Genomic DNA, 26,692 nt, shown 5'->3' on the forward strand with positions numbered 1-26,692 from the left:
AGAGGCTCCTCCCTTGCAATAATTTTTTAATAGTATACAGAATTACGCTGCTCTGATACCTGAACCTGTACTTCATAGAGGTTTGTTCCCATGTGTCAATTACTTGGAATGAATTGTAACGTGCCCACCGATATCTGTTTCTCCTTTGAGGGCTTTAGTCAGCGTGGCGGCGGTACCGATGAGCACCGGGACGGTTGGGGAATTGCTTTCTTTGAAGGGAGAGGCTGCCGAAATTTTGTAGATATTTTACCCGCCACTGATTCCCCCGTTGCCCATTTGGTCAAGGCATATCCAATTAAATCCCTCAATGTGATCGCCCATATACGTAAGGCTACCGTAGGTAAAATCCGTCTGGAAAACACCCACCCTTTCGTCCGGGAACTCTGGGGACGTTATTGGATTTTCGCCCATAATGGAGATTTGAAAGACTTTACTCCGCCCCTTCCAACTGATTTTCAACCGGTTGGAGAAACTGACAGCGAGCAGGCTTTTTGTCTTCTGCTGCAAGCGTTGAAAGACCGCCACCCCCATGGTATGCCTACACTACCGGCGTTACATCGAACCCTATGCGCCACAGCAGCGGAAATTGCCACTTACGGTAGCTTCAATTTCATCCTTTCCAATGGGGAGCATTTATTTGCCTATGGCTCTACCCAGCTAAGCTATATCGTTCGGCGCCATCCCTTCGGCCAGGCTCATTTAGTGGATAAGGATATGACGGTTGATTTCAGGGAAGTCACCACTGAGCGGGACCAGGTTGCCGTTATTGCCACCGCCCCTCTTACGGATAATGAATCCTGGACCCTAATCCCCCCAGGAACCCTCGTTGCATTCCAGGATGGACTCCCACTTATTTCAAACTCCGGCAGATAGCCATTTTAAATACTTCAGGGTTAACAAGATGACAACTCAATGCCCTTGCCGCTTAAGCTCCAATCCCCTACGCTTTATAGAGATAATTAATGAAAGTTAGAATTTTACCTAGGGGGGCCCCCGAGGATTTACCGTTTAACGGTCTTTAGAGTCATTGTTACAGGTAATTTTTCCCTCATGGCAACTTATTTTTCTAGCATGAAACAGGTATTCATTAATTCTGAAGAACAAGCCTATCAAGAAAGCGTTTGGCAACCTCCCGCCGATATCTATCGCATTGAACGAGGATGGCTAGTTAAACTAGATCTTGCTGGGATTCGCAACGAAGATATTCACCTTAGTATTCACGAGCAACGTTTGGTCGTCCAAGGCTTACGCCGAGATTGGATAGTAGAAGCTGGGCAGCAATATTACTCCATGGAGATTGCTTATAACCGCTTTAGGCGTGCGATTGAGTTTCCTGCTTCTTTGGAGCAGGCTCGCATCACCACCAAGTACCGTGATGGGATGCTGCTCATCTGGCTAGAAATAACGTCTCAAGAGGGTTTGTGAAATGGAAAACAACGTTTATCCAACATTGCCGCTTAAAAATACTGTCCTCTTTCCCCACCTGGTGCTTCCCCTGTCGGTGGGACGAGCAGGATCTATGGCCGCAGTCGAAGCGGCGCTGACCAGCGAAGATAAGCTGATTGCTGTCTTTCCTCAAAAGGATTCCCGAACTGACGAACCCGCTGCGGAGGATCTGTTCCGCTTTGGCACGGTAGGGCTCATCAAAAAGATGGTCAGGAGCGAGGATACAGTGCAGATTCTAGTTCAGGGAATAGAGCGGGTTGAGCAGTTAGAAATGGTCCAAAAGCAACCTTATCTTTCCCTCAAAATTGCTACTCTTTCTGAACCCTCGGATACGGGCGCTGAAATCGAAGCTTTGCACCGAACCGTTATCGAACTGGCTGGCAAAATGATCGAACTGGTGCAACCCCAAATCCAGGTAGGCATCCACCACATTATTTCCGATGTGGAAAAGCCCCTCCACCAAATCTATCTTCTCACCTCTATCCTCTCGCTGGATTTTGACAAGGAGAAAGAACTGCTGGCTGCCGCCACCCAGGCGGAAGCCTTACAGTTAATGCACCGTTATCTTAACCACGAAGTGCAGGTTCTGGAAGTGCGGAGAAAAATCACTAGCACTGCCCAAACAGAGATAGATAAGAAACAGCGTGAATATGTCCTGCGCCAGCAATTAGAGGCCATTCAGGAAGAATTGGGAGAGACTAATCCTGAACAGGCTGAGATCAAAGAGTTGCGCCAGCGAATGGAAGAAACGGAACTCCCGGAGTTGGTCCGCAAAGAAGTGGAAAAGGAAATTACCCGACTGGAACGGATGCCTTCGGCTGCTCCTGATTATCAGCTGACCCGCGGTTACGTGGAGCTAGCCCTGGAATTACCCTGGAATAAAACTACGGAAGATCGTTTGGATCTCAAAAGGGCACGCGAAATTCTTGATGAAGATCACTTCGACTTGGAAGACGTCAAAGAACGAATCATCGAACATCTGGCGGTGATGAAACTCAACCCGGAAGCTAAATCGCCCATTCTTTGTTTCGTTGGCCCCCCTGGAGTTGGTAAGACCTCAGTAGGACAATCCATGGCGCGCGCCTTGGGGCGGAAATTCGAGCGCATGAGCCTTGGCGGCCTGCATGATGAATCAGAGTTGCGCGGCCACCGTCGCACCTACATTGGCGCCATGCCTGGCCGAATCATTCGCGCCATCCGCCGCACCGGTTACCAGAATCCGCTTCTAATGTTGGATGAAATCGACAAACTGGGCCGGGATTTTCGTGGCGATCCGGCGGCAGCATTGTTAGAGATTCTCGATCCCGCCCAGAATGCCGAATTTCATGATAACTACTTGGATCTGCCCTTCGATCTTTCTAAGATTTTCTTCGTTACCACCGCTAATACCTTGGATACTATCCCCCGCCCCCTGCTTGATCGGATGGAGATCCTGCGGCTACCAGGGTACAGCGACGAAGAAAAACAACATATCGCCCGCCGTTATTTGATCGGACGGCAAATTAGAGAAGCCGGCCTTTCCGAGATCCAGCTCTCCATACCAGATGAAACACTCAGTTACCTTATCCGGCGTTATACCCGGGAAGCTGGAGTGCGCGAGCTAGAGCGGATGCTGGGGCGAATCGCCCGCAAAGTGGCTACCCAGGTTGCCACGGGCCAAACCCAACCGGTAACCGTCACGCCACAAGATCTCGTCGAATTACTAGGACCAGAGCGGTTTTTCGCTGAAGAAATGCGCCAGCAGCTCGCCCCCGGCGTAGCAGCAGGCTTAGCTTGGACCGAAGCAGGCGGCGATGTCTTATACGTGGAAGCGGCTCTGCTACCAGAAGGAAAAGGGATGACCCTGACGGGGCAACTAGGCAGCATTATGCAAGAATCAGCGAAAGCTGCCCAAAGCTATCTCTGGTCCCACGCCGAAGAACTTAAAATAGATCAAAAAATTATCCAGGAGTCGGGGGTCCACATTCATGTTCCAGCGGGTGCCATCCCTAAAGATGGCCCCTCGGCTGGGGTCACCATGGCCACAGCACTCACTTCCGCCTACACCCATTGGCCTGCCCGCAGCGATACGGCAATGACAGGAGAAATAACACTGAGCGGTTTAGTCCTTCCCGTGGGAGGAATTAAAGAAAAAGTGCTTGCCGCCCACAGGGCCGGCATCCAGCGAATCATTCTCCCTAAAGAAAATGAAAAAGACTTGCGGGAAATTCCTGAACATGTCCAAAAAAGCATTCAATTTATTCTAGCCGGAAGGATCGAAGAGGTGCTGGCTGAAGCTATCCCAGATTTAAATAAGCGATAAAGCGATTGCTTTATAACGTACACTATTTCCAAAGGCTTACACCATGCCAGCTACTATCATACATCTTGGTCTAGGCGTGCATGAGGGCAGCAGCTATAGCAGCAGTATTTGGCGCCTATAGTCATATCCTGATGGATAGCATTATGCACGCCGATATGCAGCCTTTTGCCCCCTTCTCATTCGTCAATGGCTTTTGGGGAGCTATTAGCAATTTTCATCTGCATATGTTTTGCATTATTTGCGGAGCACTCGGTATTATCGTTTTATGGCTATTATGGGAAACAAGGGAAGTCCCAGAATTTGTAGAAAAGAACAAAGGATAAAAAAACTATACTCATTCCAAATAACTTTGTGCCATTACAAGTTGTTCGACCGATTTTTGCGAGTATTGTTTTCGTTTTTTCAGGAGGATGTCGGATTTTTTGTGGAATCTGGCATTATCCATGACAATGACACGGGGTTGTTTCAGCTCTTTGAGCAGGAAGTCTTTGAGCCAGACGTTCACCCGTTCCGTATTGCATGAGCCTTTAAAGACTACCGGCGCAAGCCACCTGTCACGCCGTTGCGCCATGATCAAATTCACGTCCTTGCGATTGTTTCCCGAGACATCACCATACACCTTCTGACCACGCACCACCCATCCATGCGGACGATAGCTGTCTTTCTCAAAGCCGCTTTCATCAAAGTAAACAATATTGTTGAAGGGGCTAGACTATTGCGGACACACGAACTCAAGTCACCTTAAAGACAAAAAGATAACCGAAAAATGGCCTGATCATGTGTCCGGAAAACCCTTGCCACATCACTACTGATGTGGCAAGGGTTTTCCGGACACAAAATTACACCGCCTTTTGGTTCTGCGCCTCATAGTGAGCTGGCGTCTGATAGCCACTGGAGGAATGGCGGCGCTGGCGGTTATAGAACACCTCAATATACTCAAAGACTTCCTGCCGGGTGAGGTAACGCCGGTGATGGATGAGTTCGGTTTTGAAGGTATTAAAAAAGCTTTCTGCGGGGGCATTATCGTAGCAGCAGCCTCGACGGCTCATGCTACCTATAAAGCCATAATCGCTGAGAGTCTTCTGGTAGAGTTCGGAAGCGTATTGACTGCCACGATCACTGTTTTTAGAATATCCCGCTCCTCCTTTAAGCGGGCATTCTCTTTTCTCAGACGCTTGAGTTCATCATAAAGGTGTTCTTCACCCACCTTCTCCTCCTCCTGGTTAGCACGATGATACTTGCCAATCCAGGTAGGCAGGGTATGCTTGTTCACCCCTCACTCTTCGGCAGTCTTGCTGAACGGCTGCTCACTCTCTACTGCCAGCTTCACCGCGCGCGCTTTAAATTCCGCGGTAGTCTGATTCGCTCTCTACTTGGTATTCATCACAACACACTCTCCTCATTTTGCCTTTAAAATGACTTGAGTTCGTGTGTCCGCAATCGTCTAGCCACTTCATGCGTGATTTAATGAGTACGACGGTTTCTGACAAGCTGAGCAGCCCGGCCAGAGCGTCCGCTTTATGTCATCGAGTTTAGCGCCATGAAAGTCCCAAGATAGCCGATAGGGTGAGTTCAAGGAAACATTCCGTCGGAATTTACACGACCAGCCTTTTCCTGAAAACCCGGACTTCCCCATTTAGTCTTTTTCGAACAACTTTGCGCCATCCTGCCGCAGTACCCCCTGCGGTGAAACATGCCGGTACAACGTTTGCTTAGTCACGCCGAGTTCTTGGCAAAGATCACCGACTTTGGTTTCTGGCTGCCCCATTGCCGCCATAGCCAATCGGAGTTTGGCGGCTGTCATTTTAAACGAACGCCCACCTTTGCGGCCTCGCGCCCGCGCAGAATTTAGGCCCGCGACGGTGCGCTCTGAGATCAATTCGCGTTTGAATTCGGACAAGGCGGCGAATATTCCGAAAACCAGTTTCCCGGCAGCGCTGATTGTATAGCCTGTCCTAAATAAATTGATTTAAAGTGAAGATTTTGTTGATGGAGCAGTGGCTTTGTTTTCTGATGGTTTTAGCTTGAGCCCATTTTTGTTCGATAGGGTTGAGGTCAGGAGCATAGGGCGGCAGGTAAAGCAATGTGTGGCCGGCTTTTCTAATAAGGTTTTGCGTGTCTTGTCGTTTAGGAAAGGTTGCGTTATCCATGACGATGACGGCCTTTGGCGGCATGCCAGTCTTGTGTTCCTACACATCTATGCCCGACAGGCGCATAGCCATGGGTGCGCGGCCTATCATGGGCAAAGCCGCTTTCATCAATGAAAACAATCTGGCGTTTATCGTATTCGTAAAACTTTATCAGGCTCTGAAAGATACGCCGTGCGCCGCTTTGGGCTTTGGGAGGTTGCAGCGTTTTTTTTATAGCTAACGCCCAGGCGCCGGGCATGCTCGTACTGATACGCATCATAGTATGATCAATTTATAATGGATTGGCTATATCAATGGCCGCGCCATGCCCGGTAAGCACTTTGATTTGAGTCCAACTCCTTTCGAGGTAAGGTCGAGCATGGTGTTGATCAAGTGCCGCAAGTCGCGCCCGAGGTGGTCCAGCTTCCACACTAGGAGCATATCCCCTTCGCGTAGTGCTTTGAGGTACGCCGCGAGTCCTGGGCGATCTTCGCGCTTACCGGAGGCTTGATCCTCATAGAGTTGGGAAGGATCAATACCAGCAGACAGCAGAGCATCTTTTTGCAAGTTCGTCGATTGAGAGCCGTCCGCCTTTGAAACTCTCATGTAGCCAATCAGCACCTATCCCTCCTGTCACGTATACGTTAGTTAGAAAAAATAAGCGCTTCAAGGCCGGCGGGCACTCATTTTCTCCAAACCAAAAGAACCAATATTTAATTTGCACCCATTTAAAGAGCAGGACCCACATTTTCTCCAAGCATCTCTTTCCGAATTAAGGGGATAGGCGGCCCACCATAGGAAAGGAATTTATCATGAAATGCCCGCCATCCCTTGCGCTCTCCTCGGGCAGCGGTCCACTCCCCCCGTAACTTCTTAATCATCAACTTCCCTAACGTGTAGGTAATATAAGCCGGATCAAACGTTCCCCGCGCTGCCTGTTGCCTTGCCGTGCCTACATCCTGATAGGCAAATTCCTGAAACATTCGCTCCGATTCTTCCAAGGTCATCCTTTGAGTATGCAATCCTATTGCGGATAAATAACGCACATTCCGCAATAGAGCATTGAGCAATTGGCCGATATGAATTTCCGGATCGCCATCACCTAACCCCGCTTCCCACATCATCTCTTCTACATAGTGGGCCCAGCCCTCAGCAAAACCATAACCTACAAAGAGTTTTCCTAAGGGTGAGGCAACCCGATTGGAATGTAAAAATTGTAGAAAATGGCCTGGCCAAACTTCATGCACCGATACAAATAGCAAGTCCGCCTTATCCGCAAGGTAATCCTCCCGTTCCGCTTTTGACCAGGCCGGATCAGGAGGCGCCACATAATAAACGGCAGGTAGCCCTTTATCAAAAGGGCCAGGAATGTCGATATAGGCAAAATTCCATTGCATATAAGGGGGAGAAGGAGCCACCTGAGCTTGCTCAGCGCCCGGAATGGTAACTAAATCTTTAGTAACCACAAACTCCTTAAGCTTCTGAAGCTGGTGGCGAGCTTCTTCGACGGGACCCTTCTCAGATTTTACGGCCCGTGCTTTTGCAATGCATTCCGATACGGATTTACCAGGAGCATAATTACTGCACGTTCTCTTTAAAGCGGCAAGATTACGCTTAAGATCCTGGCGCCCTATCTGCTCTAGCCGCTCAAGGGGAATCTCCACGCCCTCAGTCTCGCGCAATAGGGCACGAAAAAGAGGCGCACCTAAGGCAAAGTCACTAGTGGCATTAGCCCGTTGTGTCTGCAGCCACTGCTGCAACTCCTTCATCGCGCGGATAGCTTGCCGGTTGGCTGCCCGGAACTTTCTGTGTAGCGGCTCATTCTCCACGGTACTGAAAATGGCGGGTGCATCTTTTTCATAGTAGGCGGCGAGTCCCCCAAATACCTTATCACCGATATCCACATAGGTTCGGGATAGTGGTGTTCTCAAATTATGGCGAATTTGCTTGGCTGCGACAGGAATGGCTTCAGTATAAGCAATATAAGCACGCATACGCTCTTCTAAAGGAGCATAAGGGCGGCTCAGGTAAACATTAGGATCAAGTTCTTGGGTATAAAATGCCGGATTTCTATAGGGCCACTCTGCTGTTTCCAGCCAGAAGAGATCCTTATCAATCCAAGCAACTAGATAATCACGTTCAAAACGCTGACTTGCCGTTAAGGAGGCTGCATCAAAAGCGAGTGCCCGCTGGCGCTCTGACCGAAGGCGCTTGATCTCTTTAGCAAGCGCTTCTGGACTCCAGTCAGGCAGCTTGCCATCAAATTCATGGCGGCCGGCGCGTACCGCAAAGTCAGGATTAGCAGTGAAATATTCTTCAATAAAATCGTGAACGAATGCATCCCAACGGATATTATTTGCTGCTGCTCGTAGCTCTGAAATGCCCGCGAATAATAAAAATAAAGTCAAAAAGAAAAAGGCTATACTCCCTGAAAAGGGAGAAAAAATTTTTCTCATTTTAGCTCCTTTATTATCTATTTATAAATACTGCTACCCTGCCTAAGTATCATCACGCCGCCCTTAACTAGATATTATTTTAACGAATATTCCTACTGTTAAAACCATATCTCTCCGTCAAAGTAAATTTTTAACAAACCTTCAGCGATAAACTTCCTATTGAAGTTCCTTCCGCGACAGTAGCCTAGAGCACATGGCCAGACTCTGGTTCGGCCAACACGATTGAATACTTATTACTGGACTGCTCTCCCGTTGCAGGCTGCGGCAGTATCTGCTGGAGGGCTAATTTTACGAGACCTTCCAATCAGCAGAGCGCACATCCCCTGTTTGGTAAAATTGGCGGATCAGTTGGATGTACGCCATGAAATCCTTGTTCTCTGTGGCAAGCCTGTTGGCGGTATGCCAATCAACCTCCACTCTTTCATTGGCCGGAATCATCACTTGGCTTTCAGACGGATTATTAACATCCAGTCGAATAAAACCGATCCCATGTAAACTGGAGAGCATGCGCAGTTCTTTCAGAGTCTCGGCCCCCTCGATTTCGCTGGCCACAAGATACCCAAAATTGGCCCAGGAAGAATTGCTCACCGTTTGAAAGAAAACTTCGCGGACATTGGAACGGTTAATTAATATCTTGACCTCGAAAGACCACAACGTGGTCTTCTTATCGGCATATTGCTGTACGCAATCCCTGATTTCACGGTTCCAGTCTGCGCTTAAGTCCTCCATCCCCACCAAGTCCGGATAAAGCCACTTGTTACCCCCCGGCCCACGGGCATTCGATGACCGTTTTTCATCAATGCGCTTGCTGTATATGCCGAGCTCTGACCATAGGAACTCTGACAATAAGGGATAAAGATCAGACTCTTTAATAGAGACCTCTTTTCCTGGAGTCAGAGAATCAGGACACTCGGGTATTTCAGCGCTTGCTACTTCATCCGCATCGCTTTTTTCCGTGAAATAGTATTTCCGGGGGCGCCCTTCTGTCGTTTTGATTCGCGGATATTTCTTTTGCAAACGGGGTCGCTGTGAGCCGATCTCAGCAATGATCTGTTGAAGAAGCGCCGCCTGGGTTTCCAGGGGCGTCACGATGGCTTTTGATCGTTTCTGCTTTTCGTGGCATTCTGCCGGATACGTTTCTACTATCCATTCTGCAATCTGGCGTGCAGTAAATTTTTCTTCCGGCTTCTGTGCCAGAAAGTTAATCACCGTCTTTGCCAGATTGAGCGCCATGAGAAATAGTTATTTATCGCTAATCTTTAATTACTACGCCGTACGCTGGTCCTCAAAGCATGCGGGTACTTTTTGCCATTTTTAAGGAGATACCCCTAAGTGGCCTTGGTTCGCAATGGATACAAAAGAACAGTACCATAATAACCTAAGTCACTAAAAATAGGGATAAAACGTCGAAATCAGGAAGGTTACGAACGGTCTCGGAGGGGGGGTTGGTGCCGGATATAGGAGTCGAACCTACGACCTTCGCATTACGAATGCGCTGCTCTACCAACTGAGCTAATCCGGCAAACCGCTTCTAAGTATAAAGAAACTCTCGCCGTCACGCTAATAACCGCTAACCGCTCTTTTAAGCGTATTCAAGAGAATACAGTGAATTATATCCAAGGAAAAAGTCCTTGGGCCTCCCTCTTTACTCCAAGAGAAAGGCCCCTTTTCCCTTATAATAAAGGAGCAATAGTTAGACTCACAATAGCCATCACATTAATAAGAATATTCATGGACGGTCCTGAAGTGTCCTTAAAGGGATCTCCCACGGTATCGCCTACTACACACGCTTTATGAACCTCGGACCCTTTACCACCCAAGTTCCCTTTTTCCACGAACTTCTTCGCATTATCCCACGCTCCTCCCGCATTAGCCATTGTCAAAGCCAGGAGCACGCAACCTAGGAGAGCACCTCCTAGCATCCCGCCTAACGCTTCCGGACCTAATCCAAATCCGACGACTACTGGCGCAGCCACGGCTATCACGCCAGGGACAATCATTCGCCTTAAAGCAGCCGTAGTCGCAATATCTACACAGCGGGCAGTATCAGGTTTTCCGGTGCCTTCTAAAAGTCCTGGTATTTCCTTAAATTGGCGCCGGATTTCCTTAATCATATCAAAAGCCGCATCGCCTACAGCTGTCATGGTAATAGAACCAATGAGAAAGGGAATGACTCCCCCAATGAGTAATCCTATCAATACTCTGGGACTATTAAGATTGAGTAAAAATCCCGGATCCTTGTGACCAACCGTTTGAACATAGGCGGTGATAATAGTTAAAGCCGCCAGCGCTGCCGCACCAATAGCAAATCCCTTTCCAATAGCTGCGGTCGTATTTCCCAGTTCATCTAAAGAGTCAGTGATCTTCCTGGTTTCTGGACCCAATTCTGCCATTTCAGCAATGCCTCCAGCATTATCGGCAACCGGGCCATAGGCATCAATTGCCATGGTAATGCCAACTGTAGCCAACATTCCCACTGCGGCAATCCCCACGCCATAAAGACCGGCAAGCTGGCTGGCGAAAAAGATAATGCCCGCTATAGTGAGTAAAGGCACCACTACCGATTGCATCCCAACAGACAAACCCGAAATCATGACCGTAGCTGCACCGGTTTCACCCGAATGGGCTATTTTACGTACTGGGGCTCCGGCTGTGTAGTATTCGGTCACCAATCCAATGATGATCCCCCCCACGGCACCCGTGATGACGGCGCCCCATACCTGGCCATTTACCCCGGCTATAAGAATCACCAAATAGGCCACAATAATAAATAAAACCGAAGCACCAATCGTTCCCAAACGTAAAGCCACATCCGGAGCTTTATTAGAGAAATGCTGCACCAATGCTATTCCCCCTATGGAACACAGCAATCCGGCCGAGGCAAGCGCCAGGGGTAAAAACATCAACCCCTCTTGATTTCCACCTAATGACTCGATTTCAGCCAGAGCCAAAGTGGCCGCAATGGCGATGGTAGCAATCATAGCGCCACAATAGGATTCGAAAATATCGGACCCCATGCCAGCCACATCCCCCACGTTATCCCCCACGTTATCGGCGATAACCCCTGGGTTGCGGGGATCATCTTCAGGAATTCCGGCCTCGACTTTACCCACCAAGTCAGCTCCCACATCAGCGCTTTTAGTATAGATGCCGCCACCCACACGGGAAAATAATGCCACTGAGGAAGCTCCTACCCCAAAACCATGGATAACGTGCGCTGTCTCCGGATCCCCTCCAAAGAGAAGATAGAGAATACCAAGACCTAGCAACCCCATGGAGGCCACCGTAAGCCCCATGACGGAACCGCCAAAAAAGGCGACGGTCAAAGCGGAAGAGACCCCTTCCTGGTTAGCAGCCAAGGTAGTCCGGACATTGGCCCGGGTAGCTGCGTACATCCCCCCATAACCTGCTACCGATGAGCTTAATGCGCCGACGAGAAAAGCAAAAGCCGTGCCTAGCCCCAGATAAATGTAAAGCAATACTAAGACAACGGCAGAAAAAATTCCCAAGGTTATATATTCACGCTTAAGAAATACCATTGCACCCAGCTGGATCTGCTCGGCAATCTCGGCAACTCGGCCTTCCCCACCCGGCCGTTCCATAATTATCTTAAACAAACGGTAAGCGGCATAAAGTCCCAACCCGCCTAATACCGGCGGAATCAGATATGCAACCGACATTAACTTCTCCCCGAATTTATACTTGAATTGATGGCGTACTATTTATTAAAGCCAGAATAAGTTATCCGCCGTTGGCGCATGGTACAGGGCTACTGCTGGACCTGCAAGCACGAACCAGTGCAGGGTATGCAAAATGGTCCCAGGAAGAACGCGGTGAAAAATACGTTGCCGGGCGTTGTAGCAGGCATGATTCGATACTTTGTGAGGAGTTAATCTGGCACAATCGCCACGATGCGCGTCGGCCCGCCGCCCGTTCTTCTCTTCCCATACCAACAAGTCAGCAACGCCGATTTGATAATCGGGATTGCCTTCGCACCTCGCCTGTACGTTGGATCAATAAGCCTACCAGAGATTCGTGGCATTGAAGCCAGTGCGCTTTCGATGCCGATCGGGTTTAAGAAATACGGCCATCATACCCCCCCACCTTTTTCAGCAAATGGCACAATACCCCCGGGAGATCCCGTGATTATCCATCTGGAGGAAGACTTGGATCACCCAAGCTCCTACGACTGCCAGACTTTTTAACTAGATCCTTCCCTTTTACTCCTCCCTAGCAGTTCCTTCCCCCCTTTTCAGATTGCCCCCCAAAGCCAGGCTTTTCACCACGCCTTCTCGGCGCAATTTCATAAATAGCACACTAAAATACAGAATAGGATAAATTGTCGGTAGTGATCGATGTTTAGAAATCGCCTATACATAGCGAATCGGTAATCCACTGTTGCCGCCCGCCGGAAGGTTTTAGGCTGATCGAAAAATAATAATCTAACGAGGCTGGGACAAAAAAGGGCCGACATTTCCGCCGGCCCCACATTTTTTATGTGCGTCCCAACGCATAACCTCGCAGGTTTCAAACCACGACTTTTCTCCGGCGGCGCGCTAGCAGAATGCCGCCCAGGCCAAAACCGAGCAGCGCAAAAGTGCCTGGTTCAGCCACGGAAGCTGCTCCACCTGCCGCCGTCAGAGCAAACATTTCACCTCCCAAGCCAATATTGACGATACTGCCGCCAGTAATGCCCGAGTTGGCTGTGAACATCACATCAATATTGGTAAGAGGGTTAAAGTTGTTGTTAACCTGGAACACAGTGAATCCAGAGAAAAAATCCTCGATATTGAGAATGTCCATCGGCTCAAACCCAAGAATCAAATCGATCATGGCCGTCGCGCCAAAGATCACATCGCCGGAGACGATGAATTCATCCCTATCGAAAAGCGAATCGATCTCAAGTTCAAGCGTGCCACCATTGACTATAAAATCGCCATCGATAGTCATTGTGCCCGGCGAATTACCCGGCGCGACCGTGCCGCCGTCGACAATCACATTGCCGGTGATCGTCCCATCGCCGGAAAGTCGGCCATCCGCATTGACGAACACGTTCTGCGCTGTAGCCATTCCGCCATTGCGCACCGTCAGGGAGGAATCCTGCCCGCTTACGGATGTCACGCGGGGATCACTATTGTTACTGGAAATATTGATATCGGTAAGCGTGGTTACCTTGCCACCATTTTCCACCAGAAGATGGCCTGTTGATTTTCCCTGGGATACTTCGATGCCGATATCAATATCCGTGACGGCGGAAAGGCTCGATGCGACACCGCTTGCTGATATGCCGCTTACATTGACCTGCGCGCCGTTGGCGTCAAGCGAATCAATAATAATGCCCGGTTCCTGCTTTCCATCAAAGACGAAGCCTGGCTCAAGCTGTTTCACCGCGCCGCCATCCGTGATATTGACAACAGCCTGGCCAAATTGATTCTCGACAAAGATGCCGTGCTGGGCTTGTATTGTCGAGCCCTCGCCCGTCACGGTAACGTTCACGTTGGCTGCCGTGGCTTCAGAATAATCGCCAATGAAGACGGCGCCCTGTTCAAATTCGCTCAATTGGCCGCCGACCGCGTCAACGAGACCGCCATTGGAAACGGTCAATGTGCTGCTCGCCGCACCGAATGGAACAAGTATCCTGCCGCCGCCAGCGAAGGAGCCGCTTGCCGTCTGGCTTCGCAGCACCGATCCCGCGCCATCAATGGTGACATTTGAAGTCCCGGTGCTGCCCGAAAAACTCTCGCCGAGATGGATATCCGCATTGCTTTCCAGGACGCCACCTTGGCGAACCTCAAGCGCGCCAGTACCGCCTAAACCAATTCGCGCACCGATACCATTATTGATGGTTGCCGTGGCCGATCCCGAAATGCCATTACCAATGATGCGTACCCCGCCCGTTGATCCGGCGCCTGCACCAACGAGAAGTCCGCTGCCGCCAATTGCGGTAAAACCGTTTCCGGTCCCTCCCCCGTTGACTTCCAATTCCCCCGAAGCGCCTCCGTATCCTACATTGATCTGGCTCGTACCGGTCGGTGTGATGGCTGCATCCGGAAACACATAACCATTTGTAATCACTGTTGCATGCGTTCCGAACGCCATCATTGATATGCCGGTGGCTAGAACCAGGTTGGTTGTTGTTTTTAAACGATTGCGGAACATTTTGTAGACTCCTTGCTTCTTAATTCGACCATTGTTGCAATGCCATAGGCAAAAATAACGCCAATAATTTTTCATTTTTTTAAAACAAGGAGTTAATCAAAAATTAGCAGAGATAAGCCGAAGCCCTTGTAAAGCAGGAGACACAATCAAATTATATATGAATGGGTGCGCGTCTCGAAGAGGCTCTTGATTCGCGCTCCTTTCGGGGATTAAAAACCCCTCGCCTTCATGCAAGGGGAAGTGTTACACGGATAAAACCATTATAGCGGCTCACAGTACCGCCAATGGTGTATGCCTCAATGTTGATGGTGAGGCAGAGGTTTTTGCAGTGCGCTCGGCGATGTTATCCCCTATGTGGTTACGGATCGAATAATTCCGGTTCCAGGATCAGTGAATTGTCAGGTTAGAGGGCGCAGAAAGGCTTGCTCCATTGCCTTAAAACCCATTTCCTCCATCCACACAAACAATTCTTTTAAAATACCCCCAAAGTGCTCACTTATAAATGGGAAATGCTATATCCATGGTGATGATGCCATCTTCCATGTCTGTAAGTTAGAATTAACTTAACTTAATTCTATATGGCGTTACGCAATCAAAACTTGCTTCTTTGAAACCGGGGGATATCCGTGGCCAGCCAAAAACCAGACATCGACATCAATAAACCCGCAAAGATACCTTTTTGGCGGAGGCCCTGGTTTTTATTCCTGCTCTACGGACTATTTATCTTCGTGTCCTATTCAACCTTCAAAACAGAGCAGGAAGAAATTCCTTATAGCCAATTTCTAAAATATGTCCAGGCTGGTCGAGTTCAACAAGCCTTCATTAGGAAGGACATGATCGAAGGAACCTTAAAGCCCGAGAAAAAACCCAAAAGCAAAAAGACGGAAAAACCCCGGCAATTCGTCACGGTACCTCTCTGGGATGATCCACTTGCGGTAATGTTGGAAAGGCATGGAGTGAACTATGTGGTCAGGACCGGTGGCGATTGGCTCTCAAATCTGCTATTTAACTGGATTCTTCCCTTTGCGGTCATCTCTTTCTTGTGGATATGGATCGGGCGTAAAGTCAACAGGGGCGGGAGCTTTTTAAGCTTAGGGGGCAACCGCGTCCGTATTCACCCGGATACCCTGCCCAAGGTCACCTTCGATGATGTCGCCGGGGTTGAAGAAGCTAAAGAGGAACTTCGAGAGATCATTACCTTTCTGAGAGATCCCAGCCTTATTCAGGATCTCGGAGGGCGCATGCCCAAAGGAGTTCTTCTGGCTGGCCCTCCGGGAACTGGCAAGACTTTACTGGCCCGGGCCATAGCTGGAGAAGCCCGAGTTCCTTTCTTTAATATCAGTGGCTCTGAGTTTATCGAACTATTTGTGGGTGTTGGCGCGGCGCGCGCCCGGGATTTGTTTGAGCAGGCGCGGCAAAAAGCACCCTGTATTATTTTCATTGATGAATTGGATGCCATTGGACGCACTCGCGCCGGAGCGGTGTCCATGGGGGGACATGATGAGCGGGAGCAAACCTTAAACCAGTTGTTGGTGGAAATGGACGGCTTCGACCCTTCCGCGGGGGTGGTGGTAATGGCGGCAACCAACCGGGCGGAAATTCTTGACAAAGCTTTATTACGCGCTGGGCGCTTCGACCGTCGGGTGCTGGTAGATAAACCCAATTTAGAAGGACGCATCGAAATCCTTAAAATTCATGCGCGGACACTTAAGCTCGGACAAGACGTGGATCTCAAGGTGGTTGCCCAACGTACGCCCGGATTTGTCGGCGCTGATCTAGCCAATATCGCCAACGAAGCCGCCCTCCATGGAGTCCGAATGGGTCATAAAGCCATTACTCTGGATGACTTTGAAGCGGCTGTTGACCGGGTAATTGCGGGACCGGAGAAAAAGCACCAAATTTTGAGCCCCGAGGAAAAACACCGGGTCGCTTACCATGAATCGGGCCATACTTTGGTAGCGGAGACGGTTCCCACAGGAGAACCCGTACACAAGGTATCCATTATTCCCCGGGGCAGCGGCGCCTTGGGATATACGTTACAACTGCCGGTAAAAGAGAAATTTCTGGCCAATGCTTCCGAGCTCAAGGATCAGCTGGCCATTCTCCTAGGAGGGCGTTCGGCGGAAGAGATTGTCTTTGGCGATGTCTCCAGCGGCGCGCAAAATGATCTAGAAAAAGCCACCGAGATTGCCCGCAGTATGGTTTGTCAGTTAGGAATGAATGAAAAACTTGGCCCCTTAACTTACGGCAAACGCCACCAATCTCTTTATTTAGGCGTAAATTATGGCGAGGAGAAAAACTATAGTGAGGCCACCGCTCAGCTTATTGATACGGAAGTTAAGAAGCTCATAGAAGAAGCCCATCAACGGGCCCGGAAAATACTTACCGAGCAGCGTAAAATACTGGATATCATCGCAGAACTTTTAGAAGAAAAAGAAATTATCAATGGAGATGAGGTTAAACAGGTCATCGACAATATCCGGGGTTTATCTGGAGGAAACGCCCTTCTAGAGGCAGGAAAGGCAACGGTAGAGGGAAAAGAAACGCGGAAACATAGTTGACTCTAAAGTTGTTTTTAAAATGTTTAAATAGGTCTGGGCCTCAGCTTTAACCGTCCCGACCACAATAGACTACCATTTCTAGTAGGTGCGCCGTTTTACCTGCTTTGATTCCCTCTAGCACGGCTTGTAGCAGAAGCTGGCGTCTATAAACATTTCATAAACCTCTTTCGAGTATACACACCCCTTAAACAAAGACTCTAGCTCGGAACATCTCCATTGGAATATAGGTCAGTTCCCTTGTTTTCCTGGAAAAAGCTTACATTCCATCCCTTTTTTTTTCTCCATCCTATGAACTAACCCACAGTATCTTATTTCTAACCAAATAGCTCAAAAGAGCATAAGCGATCAATATTCACTTTGTAGAGCTTTAAAAAATAGACTATAGGTAATTACTTCAGGGACATGATGCATAGCTTCGATTCAATTTTTCCGTTGATGAAGGAGAAAAAACCATGCAAAACAAAAGAAATAGGCTACAAATGGTTTCCACCGCATTGGTAATTGTTTCTCTTATTCCAGCCATAGCGGTTACGGCCTGTGCTAAGTCCGCAGATCAAAAGCAGGCAGCTTCTATCGATCAAAAACAGGCCACCTCCGCTCTCGCATTTGACCAAGGACAACCGCTATATACCATAGATATCGTCTCTGCCGCGGGGGTGGAAATTCTCGATCATATTGTCCAAGCTCGCGCGGATATACATAGTGGCGATATCAAGCAGGCAAAAGAAGAGCTTAGCAATGCCCATAGGCATTTTGAAGCTATCAGGGCCATTGAACCCACCACCCAAATCAAAAAGCACATTTCAATCGTAGCAAAATATTTAGGCTATGGAGAGAAAGAGGAGATTCAGCCTTACTTTATTCCTCTTTACGCTAGCCTTGACACCATTGCCGATTTAGTGCCCATCAGTTCCGCCAAAGCCCATATTAAAAGGGCGGAAGAGAATATGAATAAGGATCAACGAGAAGCTGCCGCACAGGAATTGAGTGAAGCTGAGCAGTCCCTGATTTATACTGAAATTGATTTGCCATTGGCTACGACCGAAGATAATGTGACCATGGCCCAACAAGCCTTAGCCGAAAACAAACCAAAAGTTGCCGATAAGGCATTAAAGGCGGCTGAACAAAGCGTCATACTTATTAGCTTTGGGAGCAGTGAGCCGGCCACCTCTGCGCGCAATAACCTCTCGATGGCTAACCACAACTATACGGCCGGGAAGTACCAGGCTGCGAAGCTGGATCTGGCCGCTGCCATCAAGAATTTAAAGGAAACGGCCGCAAGCGATAACGATCTCACTGCAGATTTAGCCGATAAGCTACTGCAAGAAGCCAAAGCAATTGAACCGGCTATTGAGAAAAAATCCGATGAAACCACAATGCGTCTACAGGCCCTCTTAGAGCGCACCAGCGCCTTGTCGGAACATGAACTTGAGCTAATGGGAATCGGTTGGAACGATCTCTCTGAAACCGCCGAACAAGCCCGCCAAGCACTTGCCAATGCTAAGCTGTATCTGAGTTATGCGGAAATTGATCAGCTCACTCTCCACGACCAAGATAAAACCCAGGAAGCCTTAAAACAGGCCCAATCCTATCTCCAGAAAGGTGCTGAGAATGAAACAGCCCATAAAGGCGCCATCGAAAATATAGAAAAGAAAGTACACACCCTTCAAAAGAAGGCAGGGGAGAAGGAAAGCGACGAAAATGCCAGCCAGCAATATGCGGATACTCTAGCCCAGCTGCGGCTTATTATTAACAATAAGCTCTAATGCTATCAACTCCCTCCAATAGGATAAGGCATCACACCATTCTAGCCATTTTTAGGAAACTGCTGGCTTCAGTTTTTGGGTAAAATGAGGCGATAGCGCAATGTACCGAGTACAGGGAAGTACTCTACTCTATATCTGAGCTCTAGGCCCATATCACACCATCGTTTACTACGGCATTCATCTCCGCCTACAACACTAGACAAATCCATGGTTAACCCAGTCACCGCACCGGTCTCAACATGGCGGTGAAGAATCTTTAGCTACTGCTACCCCCCTCGATTCAATCTTGACGGCTATCTCAAAGATCAATGCCCACTATATTAATAAGTTTTTGGGCGAGTTAAGTAAATTACTTCCTTTGGCCAGCACTGATAATAGCTATAGCTACAGCCATTACCACATACCAAATATCCCGCTCAGGCAGAAAGGCAGGCGATTTGGCCACCCAGGGATAGAGTTAGTTAGCCGTATGCGTTGAAATTATCCCCCAAACAGGCCAAGAGAGCAGAGCAGCCTCCCAAGCATATTTACCACACCACCTGTAAGCACGATCAAGATAGAATTCGCTAGAATGGCCCTATTGAGAATTTAGGCGTTTTTTATGAGCCATAAAAAAAAATCGGTTTCCATCCACGATAGAGAACTTTTTCGAGAAGCGGTCAAGGATGTACTGCCATTAAATCAGGATAAAATCAAGCCCTTTCAGCGGCGTCTCGCCCCCATACCTCAGCAGCGAAGGCAGGATGAAGCCCGTGTGCTTCAGGACATGATGTCGGATACCTTTGAAGCGGTTGAATTGGAAACCGGGGAAGAACTGCTCTACCTTCGGTCAGGAGTGCAAAAGCGGCTGCTTCGCCAACTACGCCAAGGAAAATTTAGTATCGGCGCCGAACTTGACCTCCATGGCATGAATGTCCCCATGGCCCGGCAGGCACTTGCCGGATTCCTAAGAGAGTGCGAGGAAAATAATATTCGCAGCATCCGTATCATTCATGGGAAGGGCCGAGGCTCTTACCATAAAGAGCCTATTCTTAAAGGAAAAGTAAACATCTGGCTTCAACAAAGGGACGAAGTGCTAGCCTTTTGTTCTGCCCGCCCCACTGACGGGGGCACAGGAGCCATTTATGTTTTACTCAAACGGCGCCGATAGCGCCCCATCAACCTACCCAGCGGCGGGCATTTCGGAACATTCGCAACCAAGGACCTTCCTCACCCCAGCTTAAAGGGTGCCAGGAATGTTGCACACTCAGAAAAACCCGTTCAGGGTGGGGCATGAGGATAGTAAAACGTCCATCCTCATTGGTCAGGCCAGTAATTCCCGCCGGTGAACCATTGGGATTGGCAGGATAATGTTCAGTGGGCTGGCCCCGATTATCCACAAAACGCAGTGCTGCAATACGAACAGCTAAGGCTTTCTCAGTCCCGTTTTCTTGCCTAAAATAGGCTCGTCCCTCTCCATGGGCCACTGCGATAGGCAGGCGCGAGCCTGTCATCCCCTGTAAAAACAGGGAAGGAGAGGCTAATACTTCTACCGTCGCTAAACGGGCTTCGAACTGCTCGGATTGATTACGCACAAACTTTGGCCATAGTTCTGCTCCGGGAATCAGTTCCTGCAAGTGAGAAAACATCTGGCAACCATTACACACGCCAAGGGCAAAGCTATCTTGGCGAGCAAAAAAATCAGCAAACCCATCCCGGGCGCGAGGATTCATCAACACCGTGCTTGCCCAGCCTCGCCCCGCCCCCAATACATCCCCGTAGGAAAATCCGCCGCAGGCAATTAGGCCCTTGAATTCAGATAAATTTACCCGCCCTGCTAAAATATCGCTCATGTGAACATCAACAGCCGCAAAACCTGCCCGATCAAAGGCTGCAGCCATTTCTATCTGGCCATTGACCCCTTGCTCTCTCAAAATCGCTAGGGGGGGACGGACTCCGGTAGCAATATAAGGGGCAGCAATATTTTCTGTGGGATCAAAAGCTAGAAAAGGATTAATGCCAGGATCAGTTTTATCCAGCAAAGTATCGAATTCCTGCCGGGCACACTCTGGGTTGTCACGCAAGGATTGCAGCCGGTAACTGGTCTCTGCCCATAGGCGCTGATAATAAGTACGGCTTTCCGCCAGCAGCGTTTCCCCTTGAAAAGAAAAATGGATCTGATCCTGGGAGTTCAAGCCCCCGAGCACATGGCAATAACGTCCCAATCCAGCCTCATGGAAGTAATCTAAAACAGTTGTTTGATCTTGCTGCCGCACCTGAATCACCGCGCCCAACTCTTCGCTGAACAAGGCGGCCAGGGAATCTGCACCTAAGGTATCTAAACGCACCTGAATTCCACAGTGGCCCGCAAAAGCCATTTCACAGAGCGTGACAAACAATCCGCCATCGGAACGATCATGATAGGCCAGCAATAAACCGTCAGCATTCAACGCCTGAATAGCTGCAAAAAAGCACCCGAGGGCGTTGGGATCATCCAAATCAGGAGAGCGATGCCCTACCTGCTGATAAACTTGGGCTAACGCTGAACCCCCGAGGCGATTTTTACCTTTACCCAGGTCAATCAAAATTAAAGCGGTCTCGCCCACATCGGTGCGCAGTTGAGGGGTCAATGACTGGCGAACATCTAGCACGGGGGCAAAAGCAGTAATAATTAAGGAAAGAGGAGCCGCCATCGTCCGCTCTTCATCCCCCTCCTGCCAAACGGTTTTCATGGACAGGGAGTCCTTCCCTACCGGGATGGCAATTCCTAGCCGAGGGCACAGCTCCATCGCCACCGCCTTCACCGTATCAAATAAGGCAGCATCTTCACCGGGGTGGCCACAAGCAGCCATCCAGTTGGCTGATAACTTCACTTCTGCCAGAGATTGGATACGGGCACTGGCAATATTGGTAATCGCCTCCCCCAGCGCCATACGTCCCGAGGCTGCTGGATGGATAAGAGCTAAAGGTGGGCGTTCTCCCATAGCCATGGCCTCGCCCACATGATCACAATAACTAGAGAGCGTCACGGCGCAATCAGCTACCGGGACTTGCCAGGGACCCACCATCTGATCGCGAGCGACCTGTCCCGTAATAGAACGATCGCCGATGGTGATCAAAAAATTCTTGCTGGCTACCGCCGGCAAACAAAGTACTTGATTCGCAGCCTGAAGTAGCGTAATTCCACTATCTTCTAAATCCGGTTTATGAAAAGGCCGATGCTGGGCCTCCCTGAGCAACTTCGGGGGATTACCAAAGAGGAGCTCCATAGAGATATCGACGGGCAAAGTATCAAAATAGCCATCCCCAACAATTAATTGGGTTTTTTCAGTGGTTTCACCGACCACGGCCCAAGGACAGCGTTCCCGTTCACAAAGGGCCTGGAAGAAGGGCAGTTGCTGGGAATTAATCGCTAAAACATAGCGCTCCTGGGCCTCATTACACCAGATTTCCATGGGGGAAAGTCCTGGCTCGGCGCTGGGGATGACCCGCAGCTCAAACCGGCCACCGCGCCCGCTATCATGGACCAACTCCGGCAGGGCATTAGAAAGTCCTCCCGCCCCCACATCATGAATGGAAAGAATAGGACTATCCTCTCCCAAGGCAATACAACGGTCAATAACCTCTTGGCAACGCCGCTGCATCTCCGGATTACCCCGCTGTACCGAGGCAAAATCAAGTGTCTCTTCGCTCTCCCCAGTAATCAAACTAGAGGCTGCGCCTCCCCCTAAGCCAATCAGCATAGCAGGGCCACCCATCACCACGAGTGGTGTTCCCGGCGCTAAGGTGGCTTTCTGGACCTGTCCGGGACGAATATTGCCTAAACCGCCCGCAACCATGATGGGCTTGTGATAGCCGCGCAGTTCCCACCCGTCAGGCCCTGGAACTCGGGCTTCATAGGTACGAAAATAACCACACAGATTAGGACGCCCAAACTCATTATTGAAAGCGGCGGCCCCAATCGGTCCCTCCATCATAATCTCCAAGGCCGAGGCCATCCGGGCGGGCCTGCCATAATCATTTTCCCAGGATTGCTCAAACCCCGGAATCCGGAGGTTAGAAACAGTAAAACCCACCAATCCGGCTTTAGGTTTTCCACCCCGCCCTGTGGCCCCTTCATCCCGGATCTCGCCACCCGCTCCCGTCGCTGCCCCTGGAAATGGGGATATCCCGGTGGGATGATTATGGGTCTCTACCTTCATCAGTAGGTGACGTGCTTCTTCGCCATAGCCATAATGTGGATCACCGCCAACTCCGGTTATGAAATGAGCCACCCGAGGACCTGCGGCAACCGCTGCGTTATCCCGATAAGCAGATAGAATACCTGCCGGGTGGCTATCGTAAGTATGGCGAATCATGGCAAACAAACTGCGATCTTGGGCCCTGCCATCAATGATCCAGTTGGCATTGAAGATTTTATGGCGGCAATGCTCGGAGTTAGCTTGGGCAAACATCATTAATTCCACGTCGGTAGGATTGCGGCCCAGGGCTTGAAAGTTTTCTACCAAATAATTGATTTCATCCGCCGCCAAAGCCAGCCCTAGCTGGCGATTAGCTAGATCCAGAGCGACCCATCCCCCATCTAAAACATCCACAGTAGTTAAAGGAACAGGCTCATGATGGCAAAACAAGGCTTCTGCCTCATCCAGATGGGCAAAGACTTTTTCTGTCATGGGGTCATGCACCCAAGGTACAAGGCGCTCACGCTCGGCGGCCAGAAGAGGATCTCCATTACGCTTGCAAACGCGGTAACCTATTCCACGCTCTACTCGCTTAACCGCTTTTAATCCGCAGCGATGAGCGATATCAGTTGCCTTGCTTGACCACGGGGAAATAGTGCCAGGGCGGGGTGTTACTAAGAATAAGTTATCCTTGGGGGGCTCTTCGGAGATCATATGTTCAGCTGCCAGTAGATAGGCTAAGGAGAGAGCCTCTTCTGGAGCAAGCGGTTGGCTTAGATCCACGAAATAAAAATTATCCGCTTCAATGGAGACTCCCTCCACGCCTGCCTCACGCCATCTGGCAAGCAATCTTTCAAGCCGAAAAGAGGATAAAGCTGGCTGGCCACGTAACTGCAACATCTTTACTATACGGTTTCCTTAATCAATGAACATCATACTTCACTCACATGAAAGCCACCAACCACCGCCTACCCTCTACACCCGGACTGTTTCGCCGCCTAGGAGCAATTTTCTACGATAGCCTGCTGCTTATAGCGACCTGGTTTTTGTTCACCATTTTTGCCTTGCCTCTTACTGCGGGAGAAGCGATTCCAGCGGGTAATATACTCTATCGCCTCTATCTGCTACTGATTGCCTTGGCCTTTTTTGGCGGCTTTTGGACTCATGGAGGGCAAACGCTGGGAATGCGCGCCTGGCGTATCAAGGTGCAGCAACCCAATGGTCAACTTATTACCTGGCGCCAAGCATTACTCCGCTTCGGAGCTGCTTTCCTTTCTTGGCTCCCCCTGGGGGCGGGATTTTGGTGGGTATTAATCGATAAAGAAGGCCAAACCTGGCATGACCGCCTTTCAACCACTACCCTTGTCCTAGTGCCTAAAAAAGCTAAAATTAATAAATCCGGCGCAACATAACCACCCCAAGCGCCAGACATAGAAGCGATGGAAAAGCCGCGCCTAGCCAGGGAGAGAAGTCAAAGACCAACCCTAATTGATTAAAAAGCCGGTTAAAAAGGAAAAAACCAATCCCTACCAGAGCACCAACTAGAATCCGTTGTCCCACGCTAACCGATCGCAGCGGACCAAAAATAAAAGGAATTGCTAAAAACATCATAATCAAGGTACTAAAGGGAGCTACTATTTTGCTCCAAAAAGCCTGCTGGTACTGCTCGGCAGCCTGCTTACTCTGCTGCAAATAACCAATATAACGATACAAGCCCCAAGCGGAAAGCTGCTGGGGGTCCACCATTACCACATCCAACATTTCAGGACTCAGGCCCGATTCCCAAAGAGCCTCCTCCAAGCGACGAGTAATAATACCCTCGGTGCTAATAAGGCGTTGAGTAACATCATATAAATGCCAACCATCCTTATGATAGATCGCTCGGGTGGCTTGAGTGACGATGCGAAGACGGCGCTGATTGTCGAACTCGAATATTTCAATATATTCGTATTGCCCATTAGGCAGCACCCGCCCAACATGATTGAAATTGTTACCATTTCGGCTCCAAAATCCTTGCTCTCCATCTTCGCTCAGATGCCCTGTTTTTGCGAGGGAACGGAGTTTATTGGCGGCTTGTTGCGCGGGTGGCGCCACCACCTCTCCCATAAGAACCGTCGCAATCACAAAAATCATCCCCGTTGCCAATGCGGAAAGGGTAATGCGACCCACTGAAAAACCGGCAGCGCGCATCGCCACCAGCTCGCTTTGGCCCGCCAGGTAGCCCAGCCCCAAAACGCTTCCTAGCAAGGCAGCCACAGGTAATAGGTCGTAGATGTGCTGGGGGATGGAATAAGTAGTATAGCGAAGCGCTCCCATAACCCCATAATTCCCTTCTCCCACATCTTCAAGCTCGGTAATAAATTGCAAGAAGGTATAAAGCGCAATTAATATAAATAAAACCAGCAGCGTATAGCTAATCACTGCCTTAGCTATATAACGGTCTAGGATTTTCATTAGAACGTAGACCGCTTAGCGGCACCCCTTCGCGGCCTCAATCTCGCCCAAGTAAGAAGTTGGCGCGCTTGGTGTAAAGCTATCCGCAAAGGCCGGGGCCAAAGTGATATCAACACCACTAACAACATTAGAGCATGAATCCACCATAACCCTAGAAAGGCGGGAATAACTTCATGCTCTACCCAGTTACGAGCTATTCCCAGCATGTTGCTATAAATCACATAAACCAGGACTGCGGGCAACAACCCAGCATAGCGTCCTTGACGGGGTCCCGAACGAGCGAGAGGTACCGCCAGCATCACTAATAATAAAGTGGTAATAGGCATCGAAATTCGCCACTGTATTTCTGCTATATCCTTGGGAGCACCCATTTCCCAAAGGGTTAAAGTTGGAAGAGTTTGATGGCGAATTCGAAACTCTTGCATGCCCCCTTTCTTAACCAGAATGCCATGGCGCTCAAACCTAAAAATACGAATTCCAACCTCCTCGCCCATCAAATCATAGCGATAGCCATCCTCTAATATCAAATGCTTATCGCCAGTTCCTTCATCCGTTTGAAGGTGGCCTGTCGCTGCCCGGAAAAGAGTTTTCTGAGTAGGTTCCCACACCTGAATAAAAACATTTTTCATTCCCAGCCCATCTTCCGTTAGGCTTTCAGCATAAAATACCCGTTGTCCATGCTGAGATTCCTTGAAGTTTCCCGCCACAAGGCCGCTCGTTTCAGCAGCAAGCAAAGCCTGCTGCTTAAGGCGATAACCCTCCGCCGATGCAGCTGGCCCCAAATACAAAGAAATGCTACCTACTCCAATGGCTAGCACTAGTCCAAAGGTCAACACCACCCGTAGTAAATGACGCCGGCTTACACCACAGGCGAACAAGGCAATGACCTCATTGTCTGCTCCCATCCGACCTAGGGCTAGAAGCACCGCTAGAAAAGAAGCTAACGGCAAAAGCAATACCAAGGCCCCTATCGCCTCATATCCGGAAAGCGCCAAAATGGCTTCCCCTGGAACCTTCCCCTTGGTAGCCTGACTTAAAAAACGAATGAAGCGAATTCCACCAAAAATAAGCAATAAAACCAAAGTAATCGCTGTCGCATTGAGACTTAATTCCTTGAGAATATAACGATCTACAATCAAAAATTTGAGCATCCCTTACATCAGTCTTTATCTTCGCAAAAGCGCGTTATCAAAAAGCCGGATAATGCATAAGAACGTAAATTCATTAAATTTTTGCAAGTACATCCTAAAGAAATTAAA

The 26,692-nt window shown here is 49.4% G+C and carries 21 protein-coding genes, 1 tRNA gene and 2 pseudogenes; 8 read left to right on the plus strand and 16 right to left on the minus strand.

Annotation, left to right across the window (positions count from 1 at the left end; genetic code table 11):
* Window positions 1–90 precede the first annotated feature (90 nt).
* The 4 genes from NWAT_RS08285 (at window position 91) to NWAT_RS08300 (ending at window position 4,071) form a co-directional block, all read left to right on the plus strand.
* The gene (locus NWAT_RS08285) at window positions 91–873 is read left to right on the plus strand and encodes a class II glutamine amidotransferase (RefSeq protein ID WP_013220660.1); all 783 of its coding nucleotides are present in this window, start codon (window positions 91–93) and stop codon (window positions 871–873) included.
* A 177-nt stretch (window positions 874–1,050) separates the two neighbouring features.
* Complete coding sequence (locus NWAT_RS08290; RefSeq protein ID WP_013220661.1) at window positions 1,051–1,425, plus strand: Hsp20/alpha crystallin family protein; 375 nt, start codon at window positions 1,051–1,053, stop codon at window positions 1,423–1,425.
* A gap of 1 nt (window position 1,426) precedes the next feature.
* Window positions 1,427–3,748 (plus strand): endopeptidase La, encoded by a 2,322-nt coding sequence (lon, locus tag NWAT_RS08295; RefSeq protein WP_013220662.1) that lies wholly within the window; start codon window positions 1,427–1,429, stop codon window positions 3,746–3,748.
* 80 nt (window positions 3,749–3,828) lie between these two features.
* Window positions 3,829–4,071: a hypothetical protein gene (locus NWAT_RS08300; RefSeq protein WP_232420074.1), complete on the plus strand. Its 243-nt coding sequence runs from the start codon at window positions 3,829–3,831 to the stop codon at window positions 4,069–4,071.
* Between the two features lie 11 nt (window positions 4,072–4,082).
* On the opposite strand, the gene NWAT_RS08305 is transcribed toward NWAT_RS08300, so the two are convergent.
* From NWAT_RS08305 to NWAT_RS08360, 13 genes and pseudogenes are all read right to left on the minus strand, one after another.
* Window positions 4,083–4,442, minus strand: coding sequence for a transposase (locus NWAT_RS08305; protein WP_083781438.1), 360 nt, complete (start codon window positions 4,440–4,442; stop codon window positions 4,083–4,085).
* A 145-nt stretch (window positions 4,443–4,587) separates the two neighbouring features.
* Window positions 4,588–4,884: pseudogene (locus NWAT_RS08310) on the minus strand (integrase core domain-containing protein); the annotation flags it as partial.
* The gene (locus NWAT_RS08315) at window positions 4,803–5,021 is read right to left on the minus strand and encodes a hypothetical protein (RefSeq protein ID WP_083781439.1); all 219 of its coding nucleotides are present in this window, start codon (window positions 5,019–5,021) and stop codon (window positions 4,803–4,805) included. The pseudogene NWAT_RS08310 and the gene NWAT_RS08315, both read right to left, overlap by 82 nt.
* Before the next feature lie 363 nt (window positions 5,022–5,384).
* A complete protein-coding gene (locus NWAT_RS18200) occupies window positions 5,385–5,552 on the minus strand; it encodes a hypothetical protein (protein ID WP_456299417.1) in 168 nt (55 codons plus the stop codon).
* A gap of 30 nt (window positions 5,553–5,582) precedes the next feature.
* Window positions 5,583–5,717, minus strand: a pseudogene (locus NWAT_RS18205) (recombinase family protein); the annotation flags it as partial.
* Complete coding sequence (locus NWAT_RS17050) at window positions 5,704–5,898, minus strand: transposase (RefSeq protein WP_198342150.1); 195 nt, start codon at window positions 5,896–5,898, stop codon at window positions 5,704–5,706. The pseudogene NWAT_RS18205 and the gene NWAT_RS17050, both read right to left, overlap by 14 nt.
* Window positions 5,891–6,157, minus strand: a complete 267-nt coding sequence (locus tag NWAT_RS17055) for a hypothetical protein (RefSeq protein WP_198342151.1) — start codon at window positions 6,155–6,157, stop codon at window positions 5,891–5,893. Before NWAT_RS17055 ends, NWAT_RS17050 begins: the two co-directional genes overlap by 8 nt.
* Before the next feature lie 26 nt (window positions 6,158–6,183).
* The gene (locus tag NWAT_RS08330; protein ID WP_456299418.1) at window positions 6,184–6,498 is read right to left on the minus strand and encodes a recombinase family protein; all 315 of its coding nucleotides are present in this window, start codon (window positions 6,496–6,498) and stop codon (window positions 6,184–6,186) included.
* Between the two features lie 107 nt (window positions 6,499–6,605).
* Window positions 6,606–8,333 carry a DUF885 domain-containing protein gene (locus NWAT_RS08335; protein ID WP_013220663.1) on the minus strand — a complete coding sequence of 576 codons (1,728 nt, stop codon included), beginning with the start codon at window positions 8,331–8,333 and terminating at the stop codon, window positions 6,606–6,608.
* A gap of 288 nt (window positions 8,334–8,621) precedes the next feature.
* Window positions 8,622–9,566, minus strand: coding sequence for a COG2958 family protein (locus NWAT_RS08340; protein WP_013220664.1), 945 nt, complete (start codon window positions 9,564–9,566; stop codon window positions 8,622–8,624).
* A gap of 213 nt (window positions 9,567–9,779) precedes the next feature.
* Window positions 9,780–9,855: transfer RNA gene (locus tag NWAT_RS08345), tRNA-Thr, on the minus strand.
* A 151-nt stretch (window positions 9,856–10,006) separates the two neighbouring features.
* The gene (locus tag NWAT_RS08350; protein ID WP_013220665.1) at window positions 10,007–12,013 is read right to left on the minus strand and encodes a sodium-translocating pyrophosphatase; all 2,007 of its coding nucleotides are present in this window, start codon (window positions 12,011–12,013) and stop codon (window positions 10,007–10,009) included.
* A gap of 847 nt (window positions 12,014–12,860) precedes the next feature.
* Window positions 12,861–14,492 carry a PEP-CTERM sorting domain-containing protein gene (locus NWAT_RS08360; RefSeq protein WP_013220666.1) on the minus strand — a complete coding sequence of 544 codons (1,632 nt, stop codon included), beginning with the start codon at window positions 14,490–14,492 and terminating at the stop codon, window positions 12,861–12,863.
* A 626-nt stretch (window positions 14,493–15,118) separates the two neighbouring features.
* Between NWAT_RS08360 and ftsH the strand changes: the two genes are divergently transcribed.
* The 3 genes from ftsH to NWAT_RS08375 all read left to right on the plus strand — a co-directional run bounded on the left by ftsH (window position 15,119) and on the right by NWAT_RS08375 (window position 19,969).
* A complete protein-coding gene (ftsH, locus tag NWAT_RS08365) occupies window positions 15,119–17,053 on the plus strand; it encodes an ATP-dependent zinc metalloprotease FtsH (RefSeq protein ID WP_013220667.1) in 1,935 nt (644 codons plus the stop codon).
* Window positions 17,054–17,505: 452 nt separating this feature from the next.
* Entirely contained in the window at window positions 17,506–18,819 is a 1,314-nt protein-coding gene (locus tag NWAT_RS08370; RefSeq protein WP_013220668.1) for a YfdX family protein, read from the plus strand.
* Between the two features lie 601 nt (window positions 18,820–19,420).
* Entirely contained in the window at window positions 19,421–19,969 is a 549-nt protein-coding gene (locus NWAT_RS08375; protein ID WP_013220669.1) for a Smr/MutS family protein, read from the plus strand.
* Between the two features lie 7 nt (window positions 19,970–19,976).
* On the opposite strand, the gene purL is transcribed toward NWAT_RS08375, so the two are convergent.
* Window positions 19,977–23,879 carry a phosphoribosylformylglycinamidine synthase gene (gene purL, locus NWAT_RS08380; protein ID WP_013220670.1) on the minus strand — a complete coding sequence of 1,301 codons (3,903 nt, stop codon included), beginning with the start codon at window positions 23,877–23,879 and terminating at the stop codon, window positions 19,977–19,979.
* Window positions 23,880–23,926: 47 nt separating this feature from the next.
* On the opposite strand from purL, the gene NWAT_RS08385 reads away from it, so the two are divergent.
* The gene (locus NWAT_RS08385) at window positions 23,927–24,391 is read left to right on the plus strand and encodes an RDD family protein (protein WP_013220671.1); all 465 of its coding nucleotides are present in this window, start codon (window positions 23,927–23,929) and stop codon (window positions 24,389–24,391) included.
* On the opposite strand, the gene lptG is transcribed toward NWAT_RS08385, so the two are convergent.
* Both lptG and lptF read right to left on the minus strand, forming a co-directional pair.
* Window positions 24,369–25,433 (minus strand): LPS export ABC transporter permease LptG, encoded by a 1,065-nt coding sequence (gene lptG / locus NWAT_RS08390; protein WP_013220672.1) that lies wholly within the window; start codon window positions 25,431–25,433, stop codon window positions 24,369–24,371. The genes NWAT_RS08385 and lptG overlap by 23 nt on opposite strands.
* On the minus strand, window positions 25,433–26,584 hold the full coding sequence (gene lptF, locus NWAT_RS08395; protein WP_013220673.1) for an LPS export ABC transporter permease LptF: 1,152 nt from the start codon (window positions 26,582–26,584) through the stop codon (window positions 25,433–25,435). The genes lptG and lptF overlap by 1 nt, the downstream gene beginning before the upstream one ends.
* Window positions 26,585–26,692: the final 108 nt, after the last annotated feature.

It is taken from the genome of Nitrosococcus watsonii C-113, assembly GCF_000143085.1.
In the GTDB taxonomy this organism is placed as follows: Bacteria; Pseudomonadota; Gammaproteobacteria; order Nitrosococcales; family Nitrosococcaceae; genus Nitrosococcus; species Nitrosococcus watsonii.

Coding starts and splice junctions, on each gene's coding strand:
- NWAT_RS08285 (WP_013220660.1), top strand. CDS start 91: ATGTGTCAATTACTTGGAATGAATTGTAACGTGCCCACCGATATCTGT.
- NWAT_RS08290 (WP_013220661.1), top strand. CDS start 1,051: ATGGCAACTTATTTTTCTAGCATGAAACAGGTATTCATTAATTCTGAA.
- lon (WP_013220662.1), top strand. CDS start 1,427: ATGGAAAACAACGTTTATCCAACATTGCCGCTTAAAAATACTGTCCTC.
- NWAT_RS08300 (WP_232420074.1), top strand. CDS start 3,829: ATGAGGGCAGCAGCTATAGCAGCAGTATTTGGCGCCTATAGTCATATC.
- NWAT_RS18200 (WP_456299417.1), bottom strand. CDS start 5,552: ATGACAGCCGCCAAACTCCGATTGGCTATGGCGGCAATGGGGCAGCCA.
- NWAT_RS17050 (WP_198342150.1), bottom strand. CDS start 5,898: ATGGATAACGCAACCTTTCCTAAACGACAAGACACGCAAAACCTTATT.
- NWAT_RS17055 (WP_198342151.1), bottom strand. CDS start 6,157: ATGATGCGTATCAGTACGAGCATGCCCGGCGCCTGGGCGTTAGCTATA.
- NWAT_RS08335 (WP_013220663.1), bottom strand. CDS start 8,333: ATGAGAAAAATTTTTTCTCCCTTTTCAGGGAGTATAGCCTTTTTCTTT.
- NWAT_RS08340 (WP_013220664.1), bottom strand. CDS start 9,566: ATGGCGCTCAATCTGGCAAAGACGGTGATTAACTTTCTGGCACAGAAG.
- NWAT_RS08350 (WP_013220665.1), bottom strand. CDS start 12,013: ATGTCGGTTGCATATCTGATTCCGCCGGTATTAGGCGGGTTGGGACTT.
- NWAT_RS08360 (WP_013220666.1), bottom strand. CDS start 14,492: ATGTTCCGCAATCGTTTAAAAACAACAACCAACCTGGTTCTAGCCACC.
- NWAT_RS08370 (WP_013220668.1), top strand. CDS start 17,506: ATGCAAAACAAAAGAAATAGGCTACAAATGGTTTCCACCGCATTGGTA.
- NWAT_RS08375 (WP_013220669.1), top strand. CDS start 19,421: ATGAGCCATAAAAAAAAATCGGTTTCCATCCACGATAGAGAACTTTTT.
- purL (WP_013220670.1), bottom strand. CDS start 23,879: ATGTTGCAGTTACGTGGCCAGCCAGCTTTATCCTCTTTTCGGCTTGAA.
- NWAT_RS08385 (WP_013220671.1), top strand. CDS start 23,927: ATGAAAGCCACCAACCACCGCCTACCCTCTACACCCGGACTGTTTCGC.
- lptG (WP_013220672.1), bottom strand. CDS start 25,433: ATGAAAATCCTAGACCGTTATATAGCTAAGGCAGTGATTAGCTATACG.
- lptF (WP_013220673.1), bottom strand. CDS start 26,584: ATGCTCAAATTTTTGATTGTAGATCGTTATATTCTCAAGGAATTAAGT.